The sequence below is a fragment of the Pseudomonas sp. MH10 genome (assembly GCF_034353045.1).
Classification (GTDB): Bacteria; Pseudomonadota; Gammaproteobacteria; order Pseudomonadales; family Pseudomonadaceae; genus Aquipseudomonas.
The window spans coordinates 2,777,038-2,802,588 of sequence record NZ_CP133783.1 but is presented as its reverse complement, the minus strand read 5'-3'; the positions used below and the strand labels follow the sequence as shown (position 1 = coordinate 2,802,588).

Genomic DNA, 25,551 nt, shown 5'->3' with positions numbered 1-25,551 from the left:
TCCAGCGTTAACATTGTTGTACAACTACATGTTTTTCAAAGGTTTTTTTTATATTGAAAAATGGCACAGCGCTTGCGATACCACCTGTAACCCTGCGGCCAACGAAACGGGCGCAGATTCTGAGAAAAACAGGAGTGACTCGTATGAATATGAATAAGTTCGCTATTGCCGCCGCTGCTGCCACTGCCCTTACATTCACCATGGCTAACTCGGCTTTCGCTCAAACTACAACTACCCAGGCTCCAATGGTGGTTGCTGCTAGCACGATGACTACGGCAGAAGGCGCAACTTCCGACACTTGGATCACCACCAAGGTCAAATCCGATCTGGTCACTGAAAAAGGCATTCCAGGCACTGACATTAAGGTAGAAACCAACAAAGGCGTGGTTTCCCTGTCGTCAACTGTAGCAATCACTCAGTCCCAGAAAGACATGGCTGTTGCCATCACCAAGAAAATCAAAGGTGTTAAAGCTGTGTCCGCTGCAGGCCTTAAGGCTCAGTAACACGCTCGCTACTACCATCGGTAACGTCAGTTGATAGCGAAGGAAGGTATCAGCTGATGCATTGAAGGTTTATGCCAAGCCTTAGAGATAGGGTTGTTACGGGCCCCGACGTTCGCGCCGGGGCCTGTTCTATTTAAGACGGAATAAAGAGACGCGAGTCAATTGCCGCGCTTGCTGTTGATTCCAATCAGGCGTCCGCCTTCAAAACGAAGGTACTGATACATGCCGTTGGTGGGGCCGTAGATCCACTCATCAATCTGCACTTCTTCGCGCCGGTTGGGGCTGTGTAAATAGCCGATCAGGTTACGAGCGGCGGGTTCGCCGCATTTCTGTTGCACTTCAAATTCGTGATCCCCGGAGCTTATCAACTGGCTCCCACAGCGCAGGCTGTCTGCCTGCGCTTGATGGGTCAATCCGGCCACTATCAGAAACAAAAAACGACTTACTCGCATGGTTTATTCGCTATCCAAATGCAGTTGACTGACTACCCGACCATCCGCTTCAGCTTTACCCAAACTCGCATCCACAAAGAAAATCCGCTCGTCCGTCAGCTTCGCCTTGTCGACCAGGTAATCCTTGATGCTGCTGGCGCGCGCTTGCCCCAACTGCCGCAGTAGCACCGTATTGGAGCTCCAGGATTTGATCACCGCATCATGCATTTTCGCGGCGCGGTCTTCTTTGCCCTGCTCGGCCCACTCGGCCGGCGGTTGCTGTTTCAAGTGGTCCCGGTAGATCGCTTCCAGCATCGGCGGTTTTTCGTTTTCCGGCACGGGCAGCAATGACGCCTGCGCAGGAACTTTATCTCCACGTCGCTGAAGAATCTTGTAATAGGTGCTTTGGTACTCGCGCTGAAGACGCTGCTCGGCAATCAATGGACCGTCGCTGCTTTCTGCGCTGGTGCCCTCGATCTCTAAACGCAGCGTCGGGCGCTCTTTCAAGGCCCCTGCAAGCTTGTTTAGCGCGGATTGCGCGTCGGGGCTCAGGTCGGTGGCACCCGGCGCGAACGCCACAGTGCCGAGGTCTTGAGAGTCGCCGCCGCTGATTAACCCACCAATGAATTTGAAGGGCGCCTGAGCGGCGCGCAAAACCAGATTTCGCAAGGTTTGCCAAACAATCGGCATCACGCTGAATTGCGGGCTGTTCAGGTCACCGGAAATCGGAAGCTCAATGGAAATCTTGCCGTCGGTGTCCTTGAGCAGGGCGATGGCCAAACGAATGGGTAGATCGACTGCATTCGGGCTGTCGACTTTTTCACCCAGTTGCAGTTCTTCGACCACCACTTTGTTTTCGGCTTTGAGCTGGCCTTTGGTGATCATGTAATGCAGGTCGAGATTAAGTCTGCCCTTGCGGATGCGGAAACCTGCGAACTTCCCTGAGTACGGCGTCAGGGTGGTCAGTTCTACGCGCTTGAAACTGGTGGCAATGTCTAGGCTTGCCAATGGATCGAAGGGATTCAGACTGCCCTTGATTGTGACGGGTGCGTAGCGGTCAACCTTGCCGTTAATATCGACGGTTGCAGGTTTTGGCTGACGATTATCCAGGGTGCCAATCTTACCGTTGAGCTGCTGAATCGCTGTGGCGAAGTTGGGTGTGAGACTGAGGTCGGCGAAGTTGGCTGAACCGTCATTGATACTCACTTCACCGATGCGAATACCCATCGGGCTGGGACCTTTAGCAGCAACGGTTGCCGAGGCTTTTGCGGCGGGTTTGTTGCTGTCAGCAGGCTGTTTGATCAGCAGGTCATCTATGTTGGTGGTGTGGTCATCGTTGATGATGAACCGCGCGTAAGGTTGCACCAGATTCACTTTGGCTATCGTCAGGTGATCACCGAGTTCGAAGTCCACACCTTCAAGACCCAGCTGCTGCCATTTGAGAAAGTCGCGCTGCTTGATGGTGTCGAGTGTGTGCAGTTGGTCGATTTGCGCTTTGCCGGTGATCCCGAGGGCCAGGGGTTCTGTGCTTTTCAGGTTGACTGCCAAATCACTGCCAAGCATTCCGCTGCGCAATTCCAGGCGGATATATGGAGTGATATAGGACTGCGCCAGGCGCAGGTCGATGTCTTTGGTGCTGACTTGCAGTTTGGCACTGACCGGGCTCAGATTGACGCCGCCAGCCGCTGTAATGTGGCCCTGTTTGCCCAACCCAGTGTCGAGTTTAAGCGTAAAAGGTGACTTGTTAAGGCTGTCGAAGTTCTGCAGATCCAGATTTAGCGGACCTACTTCCAATGCCACTGGTTCCTTTGGAACTCGGTCCGCCAGATGGATGTGGTAGTCGCGCAGTTGCACATCACGTAACAGCACCTGCCACGGTTTGCTCGGCGCAATAGGTTGTGCCGCTACTTCTGGAGCATTGCCTGCAGCCGCTGCTGGCGCCTTTAAAGCTGCGGGGGGCGGTGTTTTTGGCTGGCTGGCGAACAGCTTCTGCCAGTCGAGCTGGCCATCGGCTTCGCGAGCGGCCCAGGTTTCCAGTTTATTGCTGCGGATCTTGCCAACCGTGACTAACTGTTTAGCCAAGTCGATAGAGGTTTCGCTGACATCGAGGCGGTCAAGGCGCACCAGCGGCCGACCGTCAGGCGTGTCTATGGCAAGAGGCGCAACACTCAACGCGGTGTTGCTTAACAACAATTCCGTTCCTTTGGCCAAGCTCAGCGTGTAATCGGTGCTGAAGTTGAGAACGCCATCCTTTAGTTCCAGCGGCAGGGCGTCGCGTACATACGGCCACCAGACTTTCATCTTGCCGTCAGTGACTTTGAGTTTGCCTTCAGAGGTAATCGGAACCAGGCTGATACGTCCAACCCAATCAATCTGGCCGCCTTCGGGGCCTGCCGCGACTAAGGTCATGTCGGCATCGTCTTCGGGCAGGGTGCTGAGGTTCTTCAATTCAAAGTTGAGCGCGTCGTACAAAAATTCAATCGGTTCGCTGGGGCGCAGGTCCTGGAAGTGAACATAGCCCCCGGCCAGTTTTATTTGATCGATGCGCATCGGGAACGGCTTGCTGGACGGTTGGTCTTTGGCGGGCTCAGTTGGCGGCAGCTTGAACAACTGTGCCAGATTCAGCGTTCCATCTTTGCCGAACCGCAGCTCAGTCTTGGGTTTATCCAGCTCAATGGCCTCCAAATGTAGGGCGCCAGTCCATAAACTGTCGATTTGCAGGTTGGCGTACAGGCGCTCGAAGCCAATTTGTTCCAGACCCGGCGTACCAATGTTCAGGCCCCAGAGGGTAACTTCCAGGCTGAAGGGGTTAAGTTCCAGCCGATCAAGCTTTGCCGGAACCGTTGAGTAATTGGCCAGTTGTTGGTTGACGATACGCAGTGCGATGCCGGGCAAAATCAGAAAGCCCAGTACGCTGTAAAGTGCGATGACGGTCAGCAAGGCGCCAATGGCGCGAATCAATCCTTTGGACATGTGAGGCGTCGTCTCTCTATCGGAGGTCCTTTGAGTATGGCACGCGAAACTGGTTCCGAAGAAACGGCCTCGTCTGTTGTAGGAAACGTCCCAAGCTGCGTTTTATTTAAAACTGCAAAATTAGTGTTTTGAGGGGTGGCTGCTGGTCCATGGACGGAAAGTCACTGCCCGGGGTCATCACCTGCCACTCGCGTACCGGGCGCCCGGCTTTACTGGCACAGCGTAGAACCTGTTCGCGCCAATCCTCCATGCTGACTTTCGCAAGGTTGTTGCAGCAAATCAGAATCCCGTTAGGGGCGGTGGTGAGCACGGCAGGCTTGAGCAGACTTTGGTAGTCGCGGAGCAAGTCCACGGTGCCAAACGCACTTTTCGCCCAGGCGGGCGGATCGAGAAACACCAGGTCGTATTGCCGCTGCTGAAGACGCGGATAGTCCGGCAGCTTGTTTCCACGACGCGGGGCGATGGGTAGCCCTGCCAGTTGACGAATGGCCGGAAAATAGTCGGATTGCACGAACTTCATCGGTTTAAGTTCGGGGTTCAGCAGGCCGTTTTCCCGGCCGACTGCCAGGTTACCCTCTGCGAAATCCAGATTGCTGACTTCTCGTGCACCCCCCGCAGCGGCACTCAGGCCGACGCCACAGGTGTAGGAAAACAGGTTGAGTACGGTTTTTCCGGCACTGTGCTGTTTGATCCAGCCCCGGGTGTTACGCAAGTCGAGAAACAACAGCGGATCTTGCCCGGCGTGTCGCCCGCGCACGCGGTAGTTCAATCCCCACTCATGGCCAATCAAATCACCTAGCGCCGCTTGGTCTGCCGTGTAGACAGCGTCGTTGCGGTCGATGCGTGAGTTACCGTGTGAGCGGTCGTTGTAGACCAATTGCGTATCGATTCCCAGGCGTGCATTGACGGCGGCATGCAGCGCTAACAACTCGTCGTGTTCGAGCGCGTTGTGGAAACTTTGCACCAGCAATTGCGGGCCATAACGGTCGATGGTCAGGCCGCTGGCGCCTTCTTGGCTGCCGTGAAACAGGCGATAACAATCCGTGCCTTGCTCATGCAGCTCGGCGAGCAATGACTGACGGTTATCGAGGGCGACGCTGAGCGCCTGATTCAAGGAAGACATGCACCGCGCCTTGGTTGGAAATGGGCGCGGCAGTTTAACAGTTAAGCAACAGAGCGGTGCATCAGGTCATGCCTGCGCATTCGTAAGCGCCAACTTGTTTGCGAGGCGGCATGCCGGATACACCGCGCGGCGACCTTCGCCAACAAGTTGGTTCCTACAGGTGATCTGTCAGCGAGACAACGCCAATGCCACGCCTTGGCCGCCGCCGATGCACAGGGTTGCCAAGCCTTTTTTGGCGTCGCGTTTGATCATCTCGTGGAGCAAGGTCACCAGCACCCGGCAGCCTGACGCGCCAATAGGGTGGCCCAACGCGATGGCGCCGCCGTTGACGTTGACTTTACTCATGTCCCAGCCCAACTCTTTGGCCACCGACAGTGATTGAGCAGCGAACGCTTCGTTGGCTTCGATGAGGTCCAGTTGGTCAATCGACCAGCCGGCTTTTGCGAGGCAGCGGCGGGTGGCGCTCACAGGGCCGATGCCCATGATTGCTGGGTCGACGCCCGCGTTGGCGTATGCCGCGATGCGTGCGAGTACCGGCAGCCCAAGTTTTTCAGCCTTGGCGGCGCTCATCAAAATCACCGCAGCGGCGCCGTCATTCAGCGACGAAGCATTGCCCGCGGTCACGGTGCCGTCTTTTTTGAACGCAGGCTTGAGTTTGCCCAAGGATTCGGCCGTGGTGCCAGCGCGTGGCTGCTCGTCTGTGGCAAACGACACCGGGTCGCCTTTGCGCTGTGGAATCAGAATCGGGGTGATTTCATCGACAAAACGCCCGGCTTCGATGGCCGCTACGGCTTTCTGCTGCGAAGCTGCCGAGAACGCGTCTTGTGCTTCGCGAGTGATGCTGTACTTGTCGGCCAGGTTTTCGGCGGTGATACCCATGTGGTAGTCATTGAATGCATCCCACAGACCATCGCTGATCATGGTGTCGATCAAGGTGCTGTTGCCCATGCGCAGACCGGTACGTGCGCCGGGCATTACATAGTTAGACAAGCTCATGTTTTCCTGGCCGCCAGCGATGATGACGTCGGCGTCGCCACAGCGAATGGCCTGGGTTGCCAAATGCAACGCTTTCAAGCCCGAGCCGCAGACCTTGTTCAGCGTCATGGCTGGAACGGCGAAGGGAAGGCCTGCCTTGATTGCTGATTGACGGGCAGGGTTCTGTCCTGCACCAGCGGTCAATACGTGGCCCATGATCACTTCATCGACTTCAGCCGGATCAAGGCCGGTTTGTGCCAGCAGTTGACGAATGACGGCAGCGCCTAGATCGACTGCGGAAATATTTGCCAGAGCCCCCTGAAATGCACCGACTGCGGTACGGGTAGCGGCAACAATTACGACGTCTTGCATGGCAGGTCCTCACAATTAATAAATGTGCGTCGGGCCAGGTATGTTCGGCCCGATTCGCTGCGGCAGTAGCAGTAGCGGTGACAACGGCGGCATATGGTGTCACACATCGCCGGGTGGGTTCCAACGACGGCTTCTCTTCGCCTATTTGTAAGCCAGGCCCATTCGGCGATGGGCGCGATGAACCGAACCGTTACGCATTGCCCAGCGCAACACTGGTGAACTGCGTTTAACGCCGGCGCGAATCATCGAGCGCTGCAGCGGATGTTGGCTCAAGCCAAACAAACTGCAGGCCCAGAGCGGTAACAACTCAATGCCGGCTTGCATCATCAATGCGCCAAACGGCTTGGCCAGTCTACTCGGTGCGGGCGCGGCTAATAACCGGCTTAACACCTCCAGGCTGCGCTCATCGCATAACAACTGGGGGCGCATTCGTTCCAGGTAATCAGCAACCGCTTGGGACGAGCGTGGTACGTCGCGCGCTCCGAGCCGTTCGGCAATGATTGCAACTTCGGCGTAGTAACGGTCCTGATCGACGACGGAAAGATCCGGATTGCAGTAGCGCAGATGAGCACCCAGGAAGCTGCTGACTTCGGCGACATGCACCCATGTCAGCAGGTCCGGGTCACTGGCCGCATACGGCCGGCCATCCGGGGCGGTGCCGGTCACTTGCAGGTGAATAGTGCGCACCTTCTCGATCAGCCAGTTGGCGTCCTGAGTCGAGCCGAACGTGGTACCGGCAATAAATTGCCCGGTCCGACGCAGGCGGCCCATCATGTCGTGGCGAAAAGTCGAGTGATCCCAGACCCCGGCCAGGGCCAGTGGGTGCAGCGCTTGCAGCAATAACGCGCTGATGCCACCGATCAGCATGCTGCTGAAGTCGGCATGCACTTGCCAGCAAATGGCCTGGGGGCCAAATAAGCCCGGATCACCTTTTGGGTTTTCCAGGTCCAGTTGGCCAAGGGACAATCCGGTCAGGCTCATGACTTGTGTTTCGATACGGCTACGTATGAATTCCATGGGTTCGGCAGGCTCAACGGTTCAGGCGTTTATCAATCAGGCCTTCAACCACGCTCGGGTCGGCCAACGTCGAAGTATCGCCCAAACTGTCCAGTTCGTTACAGGCGATCTTGCGCAAGATGCGACGCATGATTTTACCCGAACGGGTTTTCGGCAGTGCCGGTGCCCATTGGATCAATTCGGGTTTGGCAAAGCTGCCGATTTCTTTGGTGACATGCGCCAGCAGTTGTTTCTTCAACGCGTCATCAGCCTCAACCCCATCCATGGGCGTGACGAACGCGTAAATGCCCATGCCTTTCACGTCGTGGGGATAGCCGACTACTGCTGCCTCGGCGATGCTGTCGTGCAACAACAGAGCGCTTTCAACTTCCGCCGTGCCAATGCGGTGTCCCGACACGTTGATTACATCGTCCACACGTCCGGTGATCCAGTAATCACCGTCTTCATCGCGGCGTGCGCCGTCGCCGGTGAAGTAGTAACCGGGGTAGGGTTTGAAATAGGTTTCAACCATGCGCTGGCGGTCGCCATAAATACTGCGAATCTGCCCCGGCCAACTGGCCTTGATGGCTAAAAGACCGCTGCCAGCGCCACTGATTTCCTTGCCTTGCTCATCCAGTAGCACCGGTTGTACGCCAAACATCGGGCGTGTGGCGCAGCCGGGTTTAACGTGTTGAGCGCTGATCAAGGGGGTGAGCATGATGCCGCCGGTTTCGGTCTGCCACCACGTATCGATGATGGGGCAGCGCTCTTTGCCGACTTTATGGAAATACCATTCCCAAGCTTCCGGGTTAATGGGTTCACCGACACTGCCAAGCAGGCGCAGGCTGTCACGCGATGTCGTTTGCAACGCTGCTGGGCCCTCACGCATCAGGGCGCGCAGGGCGGTGGGCGCGGTGTAGAAAATATTGACGTGATGCTTATCGATGACCTGCCAGAAGCGCGAGGCGTCTGGAAAGTTAGGCACACCTTCGAAAATGAGCGTGGTCGCGCCGTTCGCCAGCGGGCCGTAAACACTGTAGCTGTGGCCGGTGACCCAACCGACGTCGGCGGTGCACCAGAAGACTTCACCGTCGCGGTAGTCAAATACATGCTGGAACGTCATCGCCGCTTGCAACAAATAGCCGCCAGTGGTGTGCAATACGCCTTTGGGTTTGCCGGTACTGCCGGAGGTGTAGAGGATGAACAGTGGATCTTCAGCGTCCATCGGCTCAGGTGGGCAGTCGTTGCTGATGCCGCTAACGGCTTCGTGATACCAGATGTCACGGCCGGTCACCCAGTCAATTTCCCCCTGAGTGCGCTCGACCAATAGCACGGTATGCACGTCTGGACAGCTTTGCAGCGCAGTGTCGACGTTCTCTTTAAGCGCAATGTATTTGCCGCCGCGCACGCCTTCATCCGCGGTGATCACCACACGGCAATCAGCATCCAGGATGCGATCACGCAGCGCATCCGGTGAAAAACCACCAAACACTACCGAATGCACGGCGCCGATGCGCGCGCAGGCCAGCATCGCATAGGCAGCCTCGGGGATCATGGGCATGTAAATACACACCCGATCACCCTTTTTCACGCCACGGCCTTTAAGCACATTGGCCAGACGCCCGACGTTGTTGTGCAATTTTTTGTAGGTGATTTCAGCGGATTCGGAAGGGTTATCGCCTTCCCAGATGATCGCAATCTGCTCGCTTTGGTCTTTAAGATGGCGGTCGATGCAGTTATAGCTGACGTTCAGTTCGCCGCCCTTGAACCAACTGGCTTCTCCGGTTTTTATGTCCGCCTGATGCACCTGTTGCCAGGGTTTTGACCAGTCAAGAAAGCGCTTGGCCTGTTCCGCCCAGAACGCATCCGGATGATCGACCGATTGTTGATACAGCGTCTGATAGTCGTCTTCGCTGAGCTGCGCGGCAGTGCGCACGGCATCGGCGACAGGGAATTTGCTGATATCGAACATGGGCACATCCTAATTCTTATTAGCCTTACATTTCCTCAGGGTGCGCTTTGGTGTGAGTGGGTTCAAGGGGCACGGCACACCCTTAGCGATGCACCAAGCAGCAAAAACCCGCCGCTCTGACGAGGGGCGGGTTGTGTGATGAAGGCGAAAGATCAGCCGCGGTGACGACCACGGAAATAATTGATCAGGCCTTGGGTCGATGCATCGTCAGCGGGCTCCTCGATGGCACCGGTCAGGCGGTTGTAGACGCCTTTACCCAGTTCCTTGCCCAACTCAACGCCCCATTGGTCAAAGGCGTTGATGCCCCAAATGACGCTTTGTACGAACACCTTGTGTTCGTACATCGCCACCAAGGCGCCCAGACGACGGGGGCTGATGCGTTCAACCACCAGCGTGTTGCTTGGACGGTTGCCCGGAATCACTTTGTGCGGCGCAAGTTTCTGCACGTCTTCTTCGGACATGCCTTTTTCGCGCAGCTCGGCTTCAGCTTCGGCGTGGGTTTTGCCCATCATCAATGCCTGGCTTTGCGACAGGCAGTTGGCGTACAGCCACTGGTGGTGATCGGCAACCGGGTTAAAGCTGACAATCGGCACGATGAAGTCAGCCGGAATCATCTGGGTGCCTTGGTGCAGCAACTGGTGGTAAGCGTGCTGACCGTTGCAGCCGACGCCGCCCCAGATAACCGGGCCCGTGTCGGTGGACACCGGGGTACCGTCCTGGCGCACGCTTTTGCCGTTTGATTCCATGTCCAGCTGTTGCAGATGCTTGGTGATATTACGCAGGTAGTGGTCGTACGGCAGGATCGCGTGGCTTTTTGCGCCCCAGAAGTTACCGTACCAAACGCCCAGCAGACCCAGCAGCACCGGCATGTTCTGTTCAAACGGCGCGCTTTGGAAATGCTGGTCCATGGACGAGGCGCCAGACAGCAGCTCCTTAAAGTTGGACATACCGATGGCCAATGCAATCGGCAAGCCGATGGCTGACCAGAGCGAGTAACGACCGCCGACCCAATCCCACATCGGAAAGATGTTTTCTTCTCGAATACCGAAGGCGACGGCGGCAGCGTTGTTGCTGGAAACCGCGATGAAGTGGCGATATAGCTCAGCCTCAGAGCCACCTTGCGCCAAGTACCAGGCTCGAGCGGCTTGGGCGTTTTTCAGGGTTTCCAGAGTATTGAACGATTTGGATGACACGATGAAAAGCGTGGTCTCGGCGCGAAGCTTCATCGTCAGTTCATGGAACTCACTGCCGTCGATGTTGGCTAAATAATGGCAGCGCACGCCTTTTTGCGCGTAGGACAACAGCGCTTCGGACACCAACTCAGGGCCGAGGAACGATCCACCGATACCGATGTTCACTACGTCAGTGATCGGTTTCTCGGAGTAGCCGCGCCACAAACCGTCGTGGATTCGGCCCACCAGATCGGTGATCTGATTAAGGACTTTGTGGACTTCGGGCATCACATTGACGCCATTCACCGACAACTTGTCGCCAACAGGGCGGCGCAGTGCGGTGTGTAAGGCTGGACGACCTTCGGAGGCGTTAACGATTTCGCCGTCGAACAGCGCTTTGATCGCGCCCTTGAGATCGACTTCGTTGGCCAAGTTCACCAGCAAATCGCGGGTTTCAGGCGTGATCAGGTTTTTCGAGTAATCGAGGAACAGCCCACAGCTACTAAGGGTGAATTCATTGAAACGCTGGGGGTCTGTGCTGAACGCTTCGCGCATGCTGAAATCCTGCATGGCTTTGCGGTGTTGGGTCAGCGCCTGCCAGGCGGGTCGGGTGGTCACGTCGAGAGGAGTGCGGTAGTACGCCATCGCTGCGGGTTTCCTTGTACTTGAACTGCCTTTTGGCCACTAAAAAAGCCCGGACGGTGTATGAATAATCGAAGCATGATCATTAATCGCATCCAGGCAGCCGAACACTAACCCCAGTCTGCTCGCTTGTCTGCGCCTTGCCTGACCTTTGCTCGGTACTATTTCGCACATCTGTTGCCGGGCTTTCCAGTGAGTCGTTATCTGTGCTGATGCGAAAAAAAATATTAGGCTACCTGTACGGGTATGGCATTACTGGTGTGGCTAAGTTCATTCCCGGGGGCCATGTACAGCATGCGCGGCTTGAACGTGAGTAACTCGGCTTCGCTGTAATGAGCATAGGCCGCAATGATGACCCGATCCCCCACGTTCGCTTTATGTGCTGCGGCGCCGTTGACTGAAATCATCCGCGAGCCTTCTTCACCCCGAATAGCATAGGTGGTGAAGCGCTCGCCATTGTCGATGTTGTAGATCTGGATTTGTTCGTACTCACGAATCCCGGCAAGGTCGAGCCATTCGCCGTCTATGGCGCAAGAGCCTTCGTAGTCGAGAACTGCATGCGTAACCTCGGCACGGTGTAGCTTGGCCTTGAGCATGATTGCGTGCATGTTTATTCCTTGGTCAGGTGCAAATTGTCGATCAGTCGGGTGGAGCCTTGGTACGCGGCGGCCATGATCACTAAATCCTGATCGTCGGCAGCGGCGGGGCGCAAGGTCGTCGCTTCGCGAACGTCCAGATAGTCAGTGCGGAAATGGGCGGCCTCAAGGAGTGCCCGTCCTTCTGCGAGCAAGCGTTCAAGATCCTTTTCGCCGTTCTGAATGCGGTCGGCGATTAGCTTGATGGCGCTGTACAACGCGGGTGCTGCCGCCCGCTGCTCCTCACTGAGGTAGATATTGCGTGAAGACAGCGCCAGGCCATCGGCGGCGCGTACCGTGGGTTCGCCAATGATCTGGATGGGCATGTTCAGGTCGCGAACCAGCGCTTTGATGACCGCCAGTTGCTGAAAATCTTTTTGGCCGAACACTGCCAGATCAGGCTGAACCATATTGAACAGCTTGCTGACGACAGTGGCCACGCCTTCGAAATGACCGGGACGGCTGCCGCCGCACAAGCCTTCAGACAGGTGCGGGACGCTAACTCGGGTTTGGTTGTCCATGCCATGGGGATACATTTCATCCACCGAGGGCGTGAACAGCAGATGGCAGCCGGCTTGCAACAGGGTTTCCTGATCGGCAGGCAAGGTTCTGGGGTAAGTCGCCAAGTCTTCGTTCGGGCCAAATTGCAGCGGGTTGACGAAAATGCTCGCCACCACGAAGTCGGTGCGTTGAGCGGCCTTTAGGACCAGTGCGGCGTGACCACTGTGCAAGTTGCCCATGGTCGGGACCAGGCCGACACGTTTGCCCTCGCTGCGTGCCCGAGCGACCGCAGCGCGTAGCTCGCGGACGGTTTTTACTGTGTTCATGCGGAAAATCCGTGTTCTATTGCCGGGAAACTCACATCTTTAACTGCGGCGACATATGCCTGTAGCGCCGACTGGATATCTGGCTGGCCCGACATGAAGTTCTTCACGAACTTGGGCACGCGGCCAGTGATGGCCAACCCGAGCATGTCGTGCAGGACCAGCACTTGGCCGTCGGTCGCACTACCAGCACCAATGCCAATCACCGGTACTTTGACCGCTTGGGTGATTTCCTGTGCCAATTCGCTGGGCACACACTCGAGCAGGATCATCGCCACACCTGCTTGCTCCAGAGCGATGGCATCAGCGCGCATTTGCCGGGCTTGGGCTTCTTGTCGGCCCTGCACTTTATAGCCACCGAGAATATTTACTGATTGGGGGGTCAGGCCCATGTGAGCGCATACCGGAATGCCGCGCTCGGCCAAGAGCTTGATCGATTCGGCCAGCCAGGCCGCACCCTCGACTTTGACCATGTGTGCGCCGGCTTGCATCAATTGCGCGCTGTTGGCAAAGGTCTGTTCGAGCGTGGCGTAGGCCATGAACGGCAGGTCGGCGAGGATCAGCGCGCCTTGGTTGCCGCGTTTGACGCAGGCAACGTGGTAGGCCATTTCGGCATTGGTCACGGGCAGCGTACTGTCATGACCTTGCAAAACCATGCCCAGCGAGTCGCCGACCAGCAATATTTCGACACCGGCCTGGCTGACAGCGTGAGCAAAGGTCGCGTCATAGCAGGTCAGCATGGTGATTTTTTCACCTTTCTGCTTGAGGCTTTGCAAGGTCGTCAGGGTTATGTCTGGCATGAAAAAAATCCTCGTTCAGGCGCTGTGAAACTACTGCGAGCAACGCATGAGATCATCTGGAAAAACAGGCACACCGTCGTATGCGGAGTTTTGCAAAGGCCTGATTCGCGCCCTTTTGCCAAGTGATCGGCAGCGGGACGCCTATCTTCGTGATGAGGGGGCGTGAAGTCAATTACGGGTGTTACCGTTTGTGGGATCTGTTACCGCTGGCGGGTTTCAGGCGGTAACTATCTTTGATCGTTCAAACCTTTGTGGGGGATGCCACCCCGTCTTCGACGCCGCGCTGTTGCTCACCCAACGGGGTGGCACTTTTGTGTGGTTTGAGGTTGCGGAGTGTCAAAACTGAAGCCTTCCCGAATGAATTCGGTCCCACGGATTTTGGCGATGCATAGATTTCTGCAGACACAAGCTGCCGGAGGCTGCGATCAGGTCCGAAGGACCTTCGCCAACAAGTTGGCTCCGAGTGGGATTATAGGCGTTCGAGACCCACGAAAGGGCAGTCGGCTAGCAGTTGATCAAGAGAGCGGCCATCGGCCAATTGCAGGTGGGGGGCGAGTTCTGCCAAGGGGTACAGGACGAAAGCGCGAGCGTGCAGGTGGTAGTGAGGGACTTTCAGCCGAGGCTCGTCAATGAGCCGGTCACCAAAGAGAATGATGTCAAGGTCTAGCGTTCTTGGGCCCCAACGCTCATGGCGCTCTCGGCCTTGATCCAATTCGATAGCCTGCAATGCATCAAGTAATGCCAGCGGTTCAAGCGCTGTATTTAGCGCGGCGACGGCGTTGGTAAAGCGGGGCTGGCCGGGCAGCAGCGAATCGCTGGCATAGAACGACGACACGCCGGCCCATTCGCAAGACGGTAATTGCGCCAATGCCTTGATGGCATGGCGCAATTGTTCTGCCGGGTCAGACAAATTGCTGCCCAAGCCGACATAGACGCGTTCCACGATCAGTCGCCCGAGGTGATCGGTGCGTCGCAAGCATTGCGTTTACGCTTGCTGCCGCTGCTGCGACGGCGTTTGCGCGGGGCAGCGCCGGTCGCATCGGGCTTGTTGCCCAAGTCGCGAATCATGTTGCGGCGCTCGCTTTCGTTGCCTTCCTGGTAGTCGGTCCACCAATCGCCAAGGCCTTCGGTTTCCTCGCCTGCTATTTCGCGCAGCAGCAGGAAGTCGTAGCCAGCACGGAAACGTGGGTTATCGAGCAGCAGGTCGGCGCGTTTTCCGGTACGGCGTGGAAGACGTTCCTGCATGTCCCAGATTTCACGGATCGGCATGGTGAAGCGTTTTGGAATGGCGATCCGCTGGCATTGCTCGACGATCAGTTCGTGTGCAGCTTCTTGCATGGCTGGAATCGGCGGCATGCCGCGTTCCTGCAAGCGAATGACTTTAGCGGGCAGCGCGGGCCAGAGCATGGCGGCAAACAGGAAGGCGGGCGTGACTGGTTTGTTCTGCGAAATACGCAGGTCGGTATTGGCCAGCGCTTCACTGATCAGCGTGTGGGTGTAGGTCGGGTTCATCTCCAGCGACCTGGCGCTGGCGGGGAACAACGGCTCGAACAGTTCAAGATCGACCAGCATCTCAAACGTCGATTCGGCATAGCCGGACAAAAACAGTTTCAGCACTTCTTCAAACAAGCGTGCGGAAGGAATATCGCGCAGCATGGGCGCCAATTGCCGAATCGGCGTAGCACTGTGTTTTTCGATACCGAAATCCAGCTTCGCAGCGAAACGCACCGCACGCAGCATCCGCACCGGGTCTTCTTTATAGCGCTGCTCGGGATCACCGATCAGGCGGATCAGACGATTACGGATGTCGTGTACGCCGTTGGCGTAATCGAGAACGCGCTCGGTGACCGGGTCGTAATAAAGCGCATTGATCGTGAAGTCGCGACGTTGGGCATCCTCTTCAAGGGTGCCGTAGACGTTGTCGCGTAGGATGCGTCCGCTTTCGTTGCGTGAAGACTGATTGCTGTCTTCTTCCTCATCATCTTGGGGATGATTGGCGCGAAAGGTCGCGACCTCAATGATTTCTCGGCCGAAATGAACATGGACCAGTTTGAAACGCCGACCGATCACTCGGGCATTGCGGAACTCGGCACGCACTTGTTCCGGCGTTGCGCTGGTGGCAACGTCGAAATCCTTGGGCGTGATATGCAACATCAGGTCGCGCACGCAGCCGCCCACCAGATAAGCCTGGTACCCGGCGGTCTGCAAACGCTCGACAATGTTTACGGCATAACGACTGAACTGCCCGCGCTGCAGCGAATGTTGGCTGCTGGTGAGCACTTCAGGCGTGGTGCGTATGTGTTGCGTTTGTTGCGGCCGACGCAATGGAGAGCGGAATGACTGGAACAGCTTTTTCAGCATGGGATGCACTGTTTGAAGGAATATTCGGCCAAAAACGAGAATGACCGCATGATGGGCGGGGATTCTAGCATTTAGTCAGGGGATGGTGTAGGAAGCTGAGCAAGCGGCTGCCGGAGTGGTTAGCAAACGGCAAGGGAGAAATGACAGAAGCTACTGGGGGAGCCGAAGCTCCCCCAAAGTGTTTGCGCTTTATTTTTATTATTGAGTCGGGCTTTTTGTTTTTATTGAGTGCCCAATCCACAGGGTTTCACCTGCGAAACCTCCCAGTCGGGAGTCAAGAGCAAACGGATTGCTTTGGTCGCTGCGTTGCAATGATCGTTCGATCCAACCAGTTCAGGCGCTACCTCAGGGTAGTTTTTATAATTCTCAGCCTGGTCGTGGGGCAAGCCCCAAATACAACTCCTCTCCAAAAGAATCAGTTAGCTGCGCCTCCGCCGTGTTGTTTTTATTATGCGTGAGTCGATTCGTCTTATTTTTATTATGGTGTCTTTCGATGCTTTTTATTGTTCTTGTACTAGAGATATAGCAGGACCTGTGCCAACTTTTAGAAGTCCTTTAAAACCGGGGCTTAGAGCGGGATAGAGGTTTTTAGTGGGTCTAAAAAAGCCGGGCTTTCGTTACCTTAAGACCCGGCGTTTGTTACGTGTTAGGGAGGGGGTAACAGTTGTTTCGCACGCTGGAGCAACGCGGGCCAGAGCCTCGCGCGCTTTTTAGGTCTCAGCTTTCGCTGGCAATGCTAGTTTTGCGCCGTGGGATACCCAGGCGCTGGCGACGTTCCCAGAGACATTTACGGCTGACCCCAAGTTTGCGGGCCAATTCGGTTTCGGTCATGTGGTCCTGATGCTCAAGGACAAAGTGCTGGAAGTAATCTTCCAGCGACAAATCTTCGGTAGGCTCATGGCTAGTTGAACTGGTCGAACTCTGCTGCGGACCCAGGCCGATGAAATCCTCATCATCCAGATCGCTCAACTCGATATCGATACCCAGCAGCTCGGCGGAAATTTCAGGACTCTCGCACAGGATCACCGAGCGCTCGACTGCGTTTTCCAACTCGCGAACATTACCCGGCCAGGTGTAATGACGAATCGCCTGTTCGGCATCGGGTGCGAATTTCAGGTCTGTGCGGCCAACCTTCGCGCTTTGCCGGGCCAGGAACGACTGGGCAATTTCCAAGATGTCGGCGCCACGTTCACGCAGCGCAGGCAGTTTCAGCGCAATCACGTGTAAGCGGTAATATAAGTCCTCACGAAACTGGCCCACTTTGGCCAAGCTTTTGAGGTCACGGTGAGTCGCGGCGATTAGACGCACATCGACTTTTTGCGATTGCACCGAACCGACACGGCGGATTTCGCCCTCTTGAAGCACGCGCAGCAAGCGCGCTTGGGCTTCGAGCGGCAGCTCGCCAATCTCATCGAGGAACAAGGTGCCGCCATCTGCGGCTTCAACCAAGCCGGCACGGCCAGCGCTGGCCCCGGTGAACGCCCCTTTCTCGTGGCCGAACAGCTCGGACTCGATGAGGGATTCCGGGATCGCGGCGCAGTTGACCGAAATCATCGGTGCTTTGGCGCGTTTGGACAGGTTGTGCAGTGCGCGGGCCACCAATTCTTTGCCGGTGCCCGACTCACCCTGGATCAAAACGTTGGAATCGGTGGGCGCTACTTTGCGGATCTTGACGTACAAATCTTGCATCGGTGGACATGAACCGATGATGCCGATTTCGCCATTGCTGTTGTCGACCACGCCCTTGTCGGACACGCTGGCCGGTTTGGCCCCGGCCGCGGTGCGTTCAGCCTGCAGGCTTTGGATCGATTGCCGGTCACGCAAAATACGCGCGACGGCCTGGAGCATTTCGTCGTGGTCAAAGGGCTTGGCGATGTAGTCCACCGCACCCATTTTCATTGAGTCCACGGCAGAGCGCAGGCTGGCATAGCTGGTCATGATCAAGACCGGTTTGCCCTGGCCGAGCTTGATCAGTTCAGTGCCCGGCGCGCCAGGTAGGCGCAGGTCGCTGACGATCAAATCAAACGAGGAGACGGTGAAACGTTCCTGTGCTTCCTGCACTGAACCGGCTTCACTGACCTGGTACTGATTTCGTTCCAGCAGGCGTCGCAGGGCCGAGCGGATAATTGTTTCGTCTTCGACGATCAGAATGTGAGGCATGTGATTCAATACTCTCGACGGTCTCAGTTAACAGCGGACGTCGCTTCGACATGACGCGGCAATGTCACCCGAATACGGGTGCCGCGTTGATGCTCGGGGTCAGCCGGGCTGTCGATGGTGATTTGTCCATAATGCTCTTCAACGATGGAATAGACCAGTGCAAGGCCCAGTCCGGTGCCTTCCCCCGGGTCCTTGGTCGTGAAAAACGGTTCGAATAATCGGTCCATGATTGATTTTGGAATCCCACTGCCTTCGTCTTCTACGATCAGATCGACCGTGTGTTCGGATAGTTCTGTTTTTACCCGCACGGCGCTGCCCGATGGCGATGCGTCACGTGCGTTGGTTAGCAGGTTTATCAACACCTGAGCGAGCCGTTGGGGGTCGCCGTCAACCCAGTGTTCCGGGTTGCACAGGTTGAAAAATTGCACTTCGTAGTTACGCCGATTCAGCGCCAGTAAACCGATAGCATCCTGGGCCACTTCAGCCAGGCATACCGCTTCATCGGAATGTTGATGGCCGCCGGCATGGGCAAAGCTCATCAATGATTGCACGATGCGTGAAACGCGTTTGGTCTGCTCAAGAATCTGGCTACTGATTTCGGTCAGCTCGCTGTCGTCTTCGCGTTCTTCGCGCAGATTTTGCGCAAGGCACGCGATGCCGGTAATTGGGTTGCCGATCTCGTGAGCAACGCCCGCAGCCAGCCGGCCGATGCTGGCCAGGCGCTCGGAGTGAACCAGCTTGTCTTCGAGCATTTGGGTGTCGGTCAGGTCTTCGACGAGCAACACCAAACCGCTGTTGCCCGGCGCGAGAGGTTCGTCGATGGCGGCTTTGTGCAGGTTCAACCAGCGCGTCTGGCCATCTAGCCCAAGGCGTTGCTTGTGCAGGTGTTCGTCTGGCAGGTCGATAAAGCCTTGAAGCAGTTCTTTCCACGGGTCGGCGATGGTTTCCAGCCGAGAACCCACGACGCGCTGCGCCGCGATGCCGGTCAATTCTTCCATGGCTTTGTTCCACATCAGGATCTCTTGATCCTTGGCCAATGAGCACACGCCCATGGGCAGCTCTTGCAAGGTCTGGCGGTGATAACGGCGTAACGCATCGAGTTCGGCAGCCAGGCCGGTCAGTCGTGAGTGGTAGTCCTCAAGACGGCTTTCGATGAAGTGAATGTCTTCGGTGACGTAGTTTTCACTGCCGGACTTGTAAGGCAGGAACGTTTCAACCATGTCTTGGGCAACACTCGGGCCCATCAACCCCGACAGATTCGCTTCGATCCGATCACGCAAGCGGCGCAACGCGTAAGGGCGGCGTTCATCGAAGGGCAGGTAAAGGTCCCGCAGTGCTTGTTCGACTTCTTTCTGTGCCGCTTTGGCACCCAGCGGTTTGGCCAGTTGCGTGGCAAATTCCTGAGGGGACGCGGCGTGCAGTTCTCGCCGTTGCGGGCGTCGCACGTTATCCACGGCGCAGGCTTCGGCGGCGCTGGCTTCTTCCGGGCTGGCGTCACTGAACAACGAGATCAAGGTGAAGATCAGGACATTAGCGGCCAGTGAAGCGATGGCTGCCATGTGCCAACTGGCGTCATCTGGCACATAAATCATGTCCAGCATCGGGATGTAAAAGCCGTGGAAGTTGCCAATCAGTGGCAACAACATGCTCACCATCCACACGCCAATCCCGGCTACCAGCCCGGCGATGAATCCGCGACGGTTGGCCGTGGGCCAGTACAGCACCGACAATACACCTGGCAGAAACTGCAAGGTGGCGACGAAGGCCACGATGCCCAGGTTCGCCAAGTCTTGCTGTTTGCCGAGTAACAGATAGAACCCGTAGCCAAGCATGATGATGGCGACGATCAGGCCGCGACGGGTCCATTTCAGCCAGCGGTAGATATTGCCTTCCGCAGGCGGTTGATAAAGCGGTAACACCAAATGGTTGAGCGCCATGCCCGACAAAGCCAGCGTGGTGACGATGATCAACCCGCTCGCCGCCGACAAACCGCCGACATACGCCAATAACGCCAACGCTTTGTTATTGGCCGCAATACCGACGCCCAAGGTGAAATATTCCGGGCTGGTTTGAGCACCTAGTTTAAGTCCGGCCCACAGGATAAGTGGCACCGCCAAACTCATCAGCAACAGAAACAGCGGTAAACCCCAACTGGCGCTGACCAGCGAGCGTGGATTGAGGTTTTCAGTGAAGGTCATGTGGTACATGTGCGGCATGACGATGGCTGAGGCGAAGAACACCAACAGCAGCGTGCGCCATGGGCCTTCTTGCAGCGGGGTATGAAGCGCGGCGAGGGCGGCCTGGTTTTGCAGCAACCACTGCTCCAACTGCGTCGGGCCGTCGAATACCCCGTACAAGGCGTATAAACCAACGCCGCCCATGGCCACCAGCTTGATGACTGACTCAAACGCGATGGCAAACACCAGGCCTTCGTGTTTCTCCCGGGTCGCGATATGCCGGGAGCCGAAGAAGATAGTGAACAGTGTGATCAAGGCGCAGAACGCCAGTGCGACTCGGTTTTGCACTGGTTCGTGGGTCAAGATGCCGATGGAGTCGGCGACTGATTGAATCTGCAAAGCCAGCAACGGCAGCACGCCGATCAGCATAAAGATGGTGGTCAGTGCGCCGGCCCACGTGCTGCGGAAACGAAAGGCGAACAAATCTGCCAACGATGACAGCTGGTAAGTACGGGTGATCTTGAGGATCGGATAGAGCAATACCGGCGCCAGCAGAAATGCCCCGGATACGCCGAGGTAGCTGGATAAAAAGCCGTAGCCGTATTGATAGGCCAGTCCCACCGTGCCGTAGAACGCCCAGGCGCTGGCGTACACGCCGAGCGATAAGGTGTAGGTCAGCGGGTGACGAATGATCCAGCGTGGGATCAGGCCACGCTCACTGACCCAAGCGACGCCGAACAGTACCAGCAAATAGGCGGCGCTGATCAGGACCATTTGGGTCAGGCTAAAGCTCATCGGCATCTCGTTGACTCTGCAGGATAAAGGTCACGACGATCAGAATCAGCCAGAGCAAATACGGGCGATACCACGCGCCTGTTGGTTCAATCCACCAGTCCATGATGGCTGGGGAGAACAGGTATATCCCTACCACCAGGAGCAGGACCAATCGATAGATGTACATACTGGCCTCACTAAAAAGGTCGGGCGATGGTACTGGATGGCAGCGAAGCTGCAAGTGGCGTTTTGCGGACGGTTGCCACCTGGCCACGCCGAAGGCTCTAACTCAGCTTAACTCAGCTTCTTCAAGGCTTCGCAATCGGGGGATTAAGGTAGCATTCCATCGCTGGATTCCCCATTTCAACACCTCGTGGGGGCTCGCGTAGTTAAGTTCATCGTCCGCAGGTTGACCTAAGGCCCGTAAGGCGCGAAGCAGCAGCGAGGTTGCCTGGCCTTGTTCTAGTGGTGGTGAACGGTACGATTTGCCCAGCTTGTTGCCGTCGGGTTGAACAATCAGCGGCACATGAAGATAGCGGGGTTGCGGCAGGCCGAGCAGTTCCTGGAGGTAGATCTGGCGGGGTGTCGAATCGAGCAAGTCCGCGCCACGGACAACATCGGTGATCCCCTGCCAAGCATCATCGATGACCACTGCCAGTTGATATGCATATAAGCCATCGCGGCGACGGATAACGAAATCGCCGACGTCGCGCCCTAGGTGTTGGGTAAAAAGACCTTGTACCCGGTCTTCAAAAACGTAGTTCAGTTCGGGCACACGTATGCGTATTGCGGCGTTGTCAGTGTCGTGCCCGAGGTTGCGGCATCCGCCGGGATACACACCGTTGGAGCGTTCCAATTGTTTGCGTGAGCAGGTGCACGCATAAGCCAAACCCTGACTCAACCAGCGATGGATGACCTGCTCGTAGGCTTCATGTCGTTGGCTTTGATTGATCAGTTCGCCGTCCCACTCAAACGCGTAGCTCTCCAGAGTGCGCAAAATGGCTGTCTGCGCGCCGCTGACTTCGCGTGGCGGGTCGAGGTCTTCCATGCGCATCAGCCATTTTCCACCCACGGCGCGCGCGTCGAGGTACGACGCCAATGCGGCAACCAGTGAGCCGAAGTGCAGATAACCGCTGGGGGTTGGCGCAAAGCGCCCGATATACGAGGGGGATTTCATCGTGCGATGGTAATGGAACAGTCAGCATTGATATATGGGGTATTTGCGCTCCATTACTGTAGGCGCGAACGTGTAGCGATCCAGTTTTCTTGGACCACCCAGCCGAGTCCTATAATTTGCCAGTGTTTGCTGCGCGACAGGTCCACGTCGAAGACGGGGCGGCATCTCCTAAAGAGATTGAGAACGCCAGAAACAACAAGGGGCGCCGAAGCGCCCCTTGTTACAGGTCATTTACCGACCTGTTTTTCTTTGATTTCCGCCAACGTCTTGCAGTCGATGCAAAGGTCAGCGGTAGGGCGGGCTTCAAGTCGGCGAATGCCGATCTCTACGCCACAAGACTCGCACCAGCCATATTCTTCTGCTTCGATCAGCTGTAACGTTTTGTCTATCTTCTTGATCAACTTGCGCTCACGGTCGCGGGCGCGCAGTTCCAGGTTGAACTCTTCTTCCTGGCTTGCACGATCTGCTGGATCGGGAAAGTTGGCCGCTTCGTCCTTCATGTGATCCATGGTCCGATCGACCTCTTGCATCAACTGCAGCTTCCACTTATTGAGGATGCCGATGAAGTGGAAACGCATAGGCTCGCTCATGTATTCCTCGCCCTTACTGATTGCGTAAGGTTCGAAGTCACGAACTGGCTGGCTGCTTTGCTGCTTTTCTTGGGTGGGCATGAATGGACCGCCTCTCGCTTTTCTCTATCCATTGCGCAGGATTGTTTCTACACCGACACCTGCCGGCCCTGCGGCTGCAAGCGGGCGAACTTACCAGATCAAATCGGAGCGCGCTACTCCCGGTTGTCGAGCCTGCTAGCACCTTTTTACCTTTGTAGGCTGTGATACTTGAGTAGGGTACGAAAAATCGTTCGCAAAAATTGATTTTAGTCCGGTGGTAAGTACCCGTTTGGTTTTTTTAGCGCAAGGTTTGGTTGTCCAAAAGTAAGCGTCATAAACCGGACTGTAAGGCGGCCGGTTGGGTAGAATCAGGCGATTGATATTCCGATTCTCCGTTTAAGGAAGGCTCATGGCTTACCCCTACAGTGCGCGTAGTCGCGCTATCGAACCCTTTCATGTCATGGCCCTGTTGGCGCGGGCGAACGAGTTGCAGGCGGCAGGGCACGATGTCATCCACCTTGAAATCGGCGAGCCCGATTTCACGACAGCCGAACCGATCATCGCCGCAGGCCAGGCCGCGTTGGCAGCAGGCAAGACCCGGTACACCGCCGCCCGTGGGTTGCCTGAACTACGCGAAGCCATCGCCGGGTTTTACGCTCAGCGCTACAACGTAACGGTGGATCCCAACCGGATCCTGGTTACGCCGGGTGGCTCCGGGGCGTTACTGCTGGCCACCAGCCTGTTAGTAGATCCTGGCAAACACTGGTTATTGGCCGATCCAGGTTACCCCTGCAATCGTCACTTTTTGCGACTGATCGAAGGCGCTGCGCAACTGGTCCCGGTGGGTCCGGACGTGCGCTATCAATTAACCCCTGATTTGGTGGCCCGCCATTGGGATAAAAACACCGTCGGTGCATTGGTCGCTTCGCCCGCCAATCCCACCGGCACGATGCTCAGTCGCGATGAGTTGGCCGCATTGTCTGCGGCGTTGAAAGTCCGAAATGGTCATTTGGTGGTGGATGAGATCTATCACGGCCTCACGTATGGCTGTGACGCGGCCAGCGTGCTTGAAGTTGATAACGATGCCTTCGTTCTCAACAGTTTCTCCAAATACTTTGGTATGACCGGCTGGCGGTTGGGTTGGCTGGTCGCGCCGGAAGATGCGGTGGCAGATTTGGAGAAACTTGCGCAAAACCTCTACATCAGTGCCCCGAGCATGGCCCAATACGCCGCGCTTGCGTGTTTTGAACCACAAACCCTGGAGATTCTCGAAGAACGGCGCGCTGAGTTCGGGCGTCGACGTGATTTTCTGTTGCCCGCGTTACGCGAATTGGGCTTTGGCATCGCTGTCGAGCCGGAAGGGGCGTTCTATCTCTACGCAGACATCAGCGCGTTTGGTGGCGACGCCTTTGCGTTCTGTCAGCATTTTCTTGAAGTCGAACACGTCGCAATCACTCCGGGCCTGGATTTTGGCCGCTATCAATCGGGCCATCATGTTCGATTTGCTTACACTCAAAGTCTGCCTCGGTTACAAGAAGCGGTTGAGCGAATTGCCCAGGGTTTGCGGAGCTGGCAAGGCTGATGCGGTTTTCTCCCGAACTCGAACACGGTCGCCTGCTGGTTCGCTATAAACGCTTTCTCGCTGACATTGAAACCGCCAGCGGTGAAAAACTGACCATTCACTGTCCCAATACCGGTTCGATGTTCAATTGCATGGCGCCCGGTGGGCGGGTTTGGTTCAGTCGTTCCAGCGATCCGAAACGCAAGCTGCCTGGAACCTGGGAAATTGCCGAAACACCACAGGGACGTTTGGCCTGTGTTAACACGGGGCGGGCGAATAACCTGGTGGAAGAAGCCCTGCGTGCGGGTGTGATTACCGAGCTAAATGGCTTTACGGTGCTCAAGCGCGAAGTGCCGTACGGGCAAGAAAACAGTCGGGTGGATTTTCGCCTGGACTACCCGAGCGGGCCAGCATTCGTAGAAGTCAAAAGTGTCACCTTGGGTTTTAACGACTCGAAGATCGCGGCGTTTCCTGACTCGGTGACCCAGCGGGGCGCCCGTCATCTTCGTGAGTTGGCGAGCCTGGCGCGCAATGGGGTGCGTGCGGTGTTGGTGTATTGCGTCAACCTTACTGGCATCGATGCGGTACGCCCAGCAGAAGAGATTGACCCCATTTACGCGGCGGCCCTGCGTGAGGCGGTGGCCGCTGGCGTAGAGGTGTTGGCCTACGGCGTGCAATTGACCCCCGAAGAAATTCGCATAGACCGTCGCCTTGATGTGCATTTGGCGGGCGCCAAGCCTAGTTGTCAGAAGGCAGGCTGACCCAGATTCCGCTTAAGTCCTCACGGCAAGTCATTGCGCTCAGTGACTGACCGGCACAAGGCCCCGCCACGCATTCCCCGCTCTCAATGAGAAACAGTGCGCCGTGGGTGGCGCACTGGATCAGGCTGCCACTCAAGTCGAGAAATTGATCAGCCTCCCATTCAAGCGGCACCCCCCGATGCGGGCAGCGGTTGCGGTAAACAAATACTTGGCCTTCCCTTCGGATTGCCACCAGCTTGAGCCCGTCGATGTCGAAACCTCGGCTTTGGGCTTCGGCTAGATACTCTGCGTCGCAGAGGAATTTCATGCTGGGCTCCATTGTCTTTCAGTGGAGGGCCAGTGTCGCAGGTCCGGCAGTTCGACGCTGCTCGTCCGGGAATTCAATGCGATAATGGCACTTTGACACATAAATTCACTAAGTTGCCGACCAAGGGCGCTATAGCGGCATGACTTGGGTCTTACAGCGCGTTAATGTGGCCGTCTGCCGCTCTTGAACTGTGCAGGTTTTTTGGCAGTGTAGGGCTTTGGCGATGACAGGCATTCACCAGAGG

The 25,551-nt window shown here is 56.6% G+C and carries 21 protein-coding genes; 3 read left to right on the top strand and 18 right to left on the bottom strand.

The genetic code is table 11. From position 1 onward, the window contains the following. Positions 1–149 precede the first annotated feature (149 nt). Positions 150–503 carry a BON domain-containing protein gene (locus tag RHM59_RS12555; protein ID WP_322170722.1) on the top strand — a complete coding sequence of 118 codons (354 nt, stop codon included), beginning with the start codon at positions 150–152 and terminating at the stop codon, positions 501–503. Between the two features lie 158 nt (positions 504–661). Here the strand turns inward: RHM59_RS12555 and RHM59_RS12550 are convergent, their stop codons facing one another. From RHM59_RS12550 to dksA, 17 genes are all read right to left on the bottom strand, one after another. After that, the gene (locus RHM59_RS12550; protein ID WP_322167636.1) at positions 662–955 is read right to left on the bottom strand and encodes a DUF2845 domain-containing protein; all 294 of its coding nucleotides are present in this window, start codon (positions 953–955) and stop codon (positions 662–664) included. A 3-nt stretch (positions 956–958) separates the two neighbouring features. Continuing rightward, positions 959–3,907, bottom strand: a complete 2,949-nt coding sequence (locus RHM59_RS12545) for a DUF748 domain-containing protein (RefSeq protein ID WP_322224150.1) — start codon at positions 3,905–3,907, stop codon at positions 959–961. A 106-nt stretch (positions 3,908–4,013) separates the two neighbouring features. Then, the gene (locus tag RHM59_RS12540) at positions 4,014–5,030 is read right to left on the bottom strand and encodes a class I SAM-dependent rRNA methyltransferase (protein WP_322224148.1); all 1,017 of its coding nucleotides are present in this window, start codon (positions 5,028–5,030) and stop codon (positions 4,014–4,016) included. A 168-nt stretch (positions 5,031–5,198) separates the two neighbouring features. Continuing rightward, positions 5,199–6,377 (bottom strand): acetyl-CoA C-acetyltransferase, encoded by a 1,179-nt coding sequence (locus tag RHM59_RS12535; protein ID WP_322224145.1) that lies wholly within the window; start codon positions 6,375–6,377, stop codon positions 5,199–5,201. A 141-nt stretch (positions 6,378–6,518) separates the two neighbouring features. Beyond that, complete coding sequence (locus tag RHM59_RS12530) at positions 6,519–7,394, bottom strand: oxygenase MpaB family protein (RefSeq protein ID WP_322167640.1); 876 nt, start codon at positions 7,392–7,394, stop codon at positions 6,519–6,521. Between the two features lie 13 nt (positions 7,395–7,407). Next, positions 7,408–9,345 carry an acetate--CoA ligase gene (gene acs / locus RHM59_RS12525; RefSeq protein WP_322224143.1) on the bottom strand — a complete coding sequence of 646 codons (1,938 nt, stop codon included), beginning with the start codon at positions 9,343–9,345 and terminating at the stop codon, positions 7,408–7,410. Positions 9,346–9,497: 152 nt separating this feature from the next. Continuing rightward, entirely contained in the window at positions 9,498–11,162 is a 1,665-nt protein-coding gene (gene pgi, locus RHM59_RS12520; RefSeq protein ID WP_322167642.1) for a glucose-6-phosphate isomerase, read from the bottom strand. Between the two features lie 224 nt (positions 11,163–11,386). Then, positions 11,387–11,767, bottom strand: a complete 381-nt coding sequence (panD, locus tag RHM59_RS12515; RefSeq protein WP_322167643.1) for an aspartate 1-decarboxylase — start codon at positions 11,765–11,767, stop codon at positions 11,387–11,389. 2 nt (positions 11,768–11,769) lie between these two features. Further along, a complete protein-coding gene (gene panC / locus RHM59_RS12510; RefSeq protein WP_322167644.1) occupies positions 11,770–12,621 on the bottom strand; it encodes a pantoate--beta-alanine ligase in 852 nt (283 codons plus the stop codon). Further along, complete coding sequence (gene panB, locus RHM59_RS12505) at positions 12,618–13,418, bottom strand: 3-methyl-2-oxobutanoate hydroxymethyltransferase (protein WP_322167645.1); 801 nt, start codon at positions 13,416–13,418, stop codon at positions 12,618–12,620. The genes panC and panB overlap by 4 nt, the downstream gene beginning before the upstream one ends. Positions 13,419–13,887: 469 nt before the next feature. Further along, positions 13,888–14,361 carry a 2-amino-4-hydroxy-6-hydroxymethyldihydropteridine diphosphokinase gene (gene folK / locus RHM59_RS12500; protein WP_322167646.1) on the bottom strand — a complete coding sequence of 158 codons (474 nt, stop codon included), beginning with the start codon at positions 14,359–14,361 and terminating at the stop codon, positions 13,888–13,890. A 2-nt stretch (positions 14,362–14,363) separates the two neighbouring features. Next, entirely contained in the window at positions 14,364–15,779 is a 1,416-nt protein-coding gene (locus RHM59_RS12495; protein ID WP_322167647.1) for a polynucleotide adenylyltransferase PcnB, read from the bottom strand. 717 nt (positions 15,780–16,496) lie between these two features. Further along, positions 16,497–17,939 carry a sigma-54 dependent transcriptional regulator gene (locus tag RHM59_RS12490; RefSeq protein ID WP_322167648.1) on the bottom strand — a complete coding sequence of 481 codons (1,443 nt, stop codon included), beginning with the start codon at positions 17,937–17,939 and terminating at the stop codon, positions 16,497–16,499. 23 nt (positions 17,940–17,962) lie between these two features. Further along, positions 17,963–20,917, bottom strand: a complete 2,955-nt coding sequence (locus RHM59_RS12485; RefSeq protein ID WP_322286649.1) for a sensor histidine kinase — start codon at positions 20,915–20,917, stop codon at positions 17,963–17,965. Then, positions 20,901–21,077 carry a hypothetical protein gene (locus RHM59_RS12480; RefSeq protein WP_003250005.1) on the bottom strand — a complete coding sequence of 59 codons (177 nt, stop codon included), beginning with the start codon at positions 21,075–21,077 and terminating at the stop codon, positions 20,901–20,903. Before RHM59_RS12480 ends, RHM59_RS12485 begins: the two co-directional genes overlap by 17 nt. A 102-nt stretch (positions 21,078–21,179) precedes the next feature. Then, positions 21,180–22,067 carry a tRNA glutamyl-Q(34) synthetase GluQRS gene (gene gluQRS, locus RHM59_RS12475; RefSeq protein ID WP_322286648.1) on the bottom strand — a complete coding sequence of 296 codons (888 nt, stop codon included), beginning with the start codon at positions 22,065–22,067 and terminating at the stop codon, positions 21,180–21,182. A gap of 227 nt (positions 22,068–22,294) precedes the next feature. Continuing rightward, positions 22,295–22,738, bottom strand: a complete 444-nt coding sequence (gene dksA / locus RHM59_RS12470) for an RNA polymerase-binding protein DksA (protein ID WP_322167651.1) — start codon at positions 22,736–22,738, stop codon at positions 22,295–22,297. Positions 22,739–23,087: 349 nt separating this feature from the next. On the opposite strand from dksA, the gene RHM59_RS12465 reads away from it, so the two are divergent. Together RHM59_RS12465 and sfsA are read left to right on the top strand one after the other, a co-directional pair. Further along, positions 23,088–24,260 carry a pyridoxal phosphate-dependent aminotransferase gene (locus tag RHM59_RS12465; RefSeq protein ID WP_322167652.1) on the top strand — a complete coding sequence of 391 codons (1,173 nt, stop codon included), beginning with the start codon at positions 23,088–23,090 and terminating at the stop codon, positions 24,258–24,260. After that, positions 24,260–25,000, top strand: a complete 741-nt coding sequence (gene sfsA, locus RHM59_RS12460; protein WP_322167653.1) for a DNA/RNA nuclease SfsA — start codon at positions 24,260–24,262, stop codon at positions 24,998–25,000. Before RHM59_RS12465 ends, sfsA begins: the two co-directional genes overlap by 1 nt. Here sfsA and RHM59_RS12455 read toward each other — a convergent pair. Beyond that, positions 24,978–25,307 (bottom strand): Rieske (2Fe-2S) protein, encoded by a 330-nt coding sequence (locus RHM59_RS12455; protein ID WP_322167654.1) that lies wholly within the window; start codon positions 25,305–25,307, stop codon positions 24,978–24,980. The two genes, sfsA and RHM59_RS12455, sit on opposite strands and share 23 nt — an antisense overlap. Positions 25,308–25,551 lie beyond the last annotated feature (244 nt).

Coding starts and splice junctions, on each gene's coding strand:
- gluQRS (WP_322286648.1), bottom strand. CDS start 22,067: ATGAAATCCCCCTCGTATATCGGGCGCTTTGCGCCAACCCCCAGCGGT.
- panC (WP_322167644.1), bottom strand. CDS start 12,621: ATGAACACAGTAAAAACCGTCCGCGAGCTACGCGCTGCGGTCGCTCGG.
- dksA (WP_322167651.1), bottom strand. CDS start 22,738: ATGCCCACCCAAGAAAAGCAGCAAAGCAGCCAGCCAGTTCGTGACTTC.
- RHM59_RS12530 (WP_322167640.1), bottom strand. CDS start 7,394: ATGGAATTCATACGTAGCCGTATCGAAACACAAGTCATGAGCCTGACC.
- RHM59_RS12540 (WP_322224148.1), bottom strand. CDS start 5,030: ATGTCTTCCTTGAATCAGGCGCTCAGCGTCGCCCTCGATAACCGTCAG.
- RHM59_RS12480 (WP_003250005.1), bottom strand. CDS start 21,077: ATGTACATCTATCGATTGGTCCTGCTCCTGGTGGTAGGGATATACCTG.
- pgi (WP_322167642.1), bottom strand. CDS start 11,162: ATGGCGTACTACCGCACTCCTCTCGACGTGACCACCCGACCCGCCTGG.
- panD (WP_322167643.1), bottom strand. CDS start 11,767: ATGCACGCAATCATGCTCAAGGCCAAGCTACACCGTGCCGAGGTTACG.
- sfsA (WP_322167653.1), top strand. CDS start 24,260: ATGCGGTTTTCTCCCGAACTCGAACACGGTCGCCTGCTGGTTCGCTAT.
- RHM59_RS12545 (WP_322224150.1), bottom strand. CDS start 3,907: ATGTCCAAAGGATTGATTCGCGCCATTGGCGCCTTGCTGACCGTCATC.
- RHM59_RS12555 (WP_322170722.1), top strand. CDS start 150: ATGAATAAGTTCGCTATTGCCGCCGCTGCTGCCACTGCCCTTACATTC.
- RHM59_RS12490 (WP_322167648.1), bottom strand. CDS start 17,939: ATGCCTCACATTCTGATCGTCGAAGACGAAACAATTATCCGCTCGGCC.
- RHM59_RS12465 (WP_322167652.1), top strand. CDS start 23,088: ATGGCTTACCCCTACAGTGCGCGTAGTCGCGCTATCGAACCCTTTCAT.
- RHM59_RS12550 (WP_322167636.1), bottom strand. CDS start 955: ATGCGAGTAAGTCGTTTTTTGTTTCTGATAGTGGCCGGATTGACCCAT.
- RHM59_RS12455 (WP_322167654.1), bottom strand. CDS start 25,307: ATGAAATTCCTCTGCGACGCAGAGTATCTAGCCGAAGCCCAAAGCCGA.
- RHM59_RS12535 (WP_322224145.1), bottom strand. CDS start 6,377: ATGCAAGACGTCGTAATTGTTGCCGCTACCCGTACCGCAGTCGGTGCA.
- RHM59_RS12485 (WP_322286649.1), bottom strand. CDS start 20,917: ATGCCGATGAGCTTTAGCCTGACCCAAATGGTCCTGATCAGCGCCGCC.
- panB (WP_322167645.1), bottom strand. CDS start 13,418: ATGCCAGACATAACCCTGACGACCTTGCAAAGCCTCAAGCAGAAAGGT.
- RHM59_RS12495 (WP_322167647.1), bottom strand. CDS start 15,779: ATGCTGAAAAAGCTGTTCCAGTCATTCCGCTCTCCATTGCGTCGGCCG.
- acs (WP_322224143.1), bottom strand. CDS start 9,345: ATGTTCGATATCAGCAAATTCCCTGTCGCCGATGCCGTGCGCACTGCC.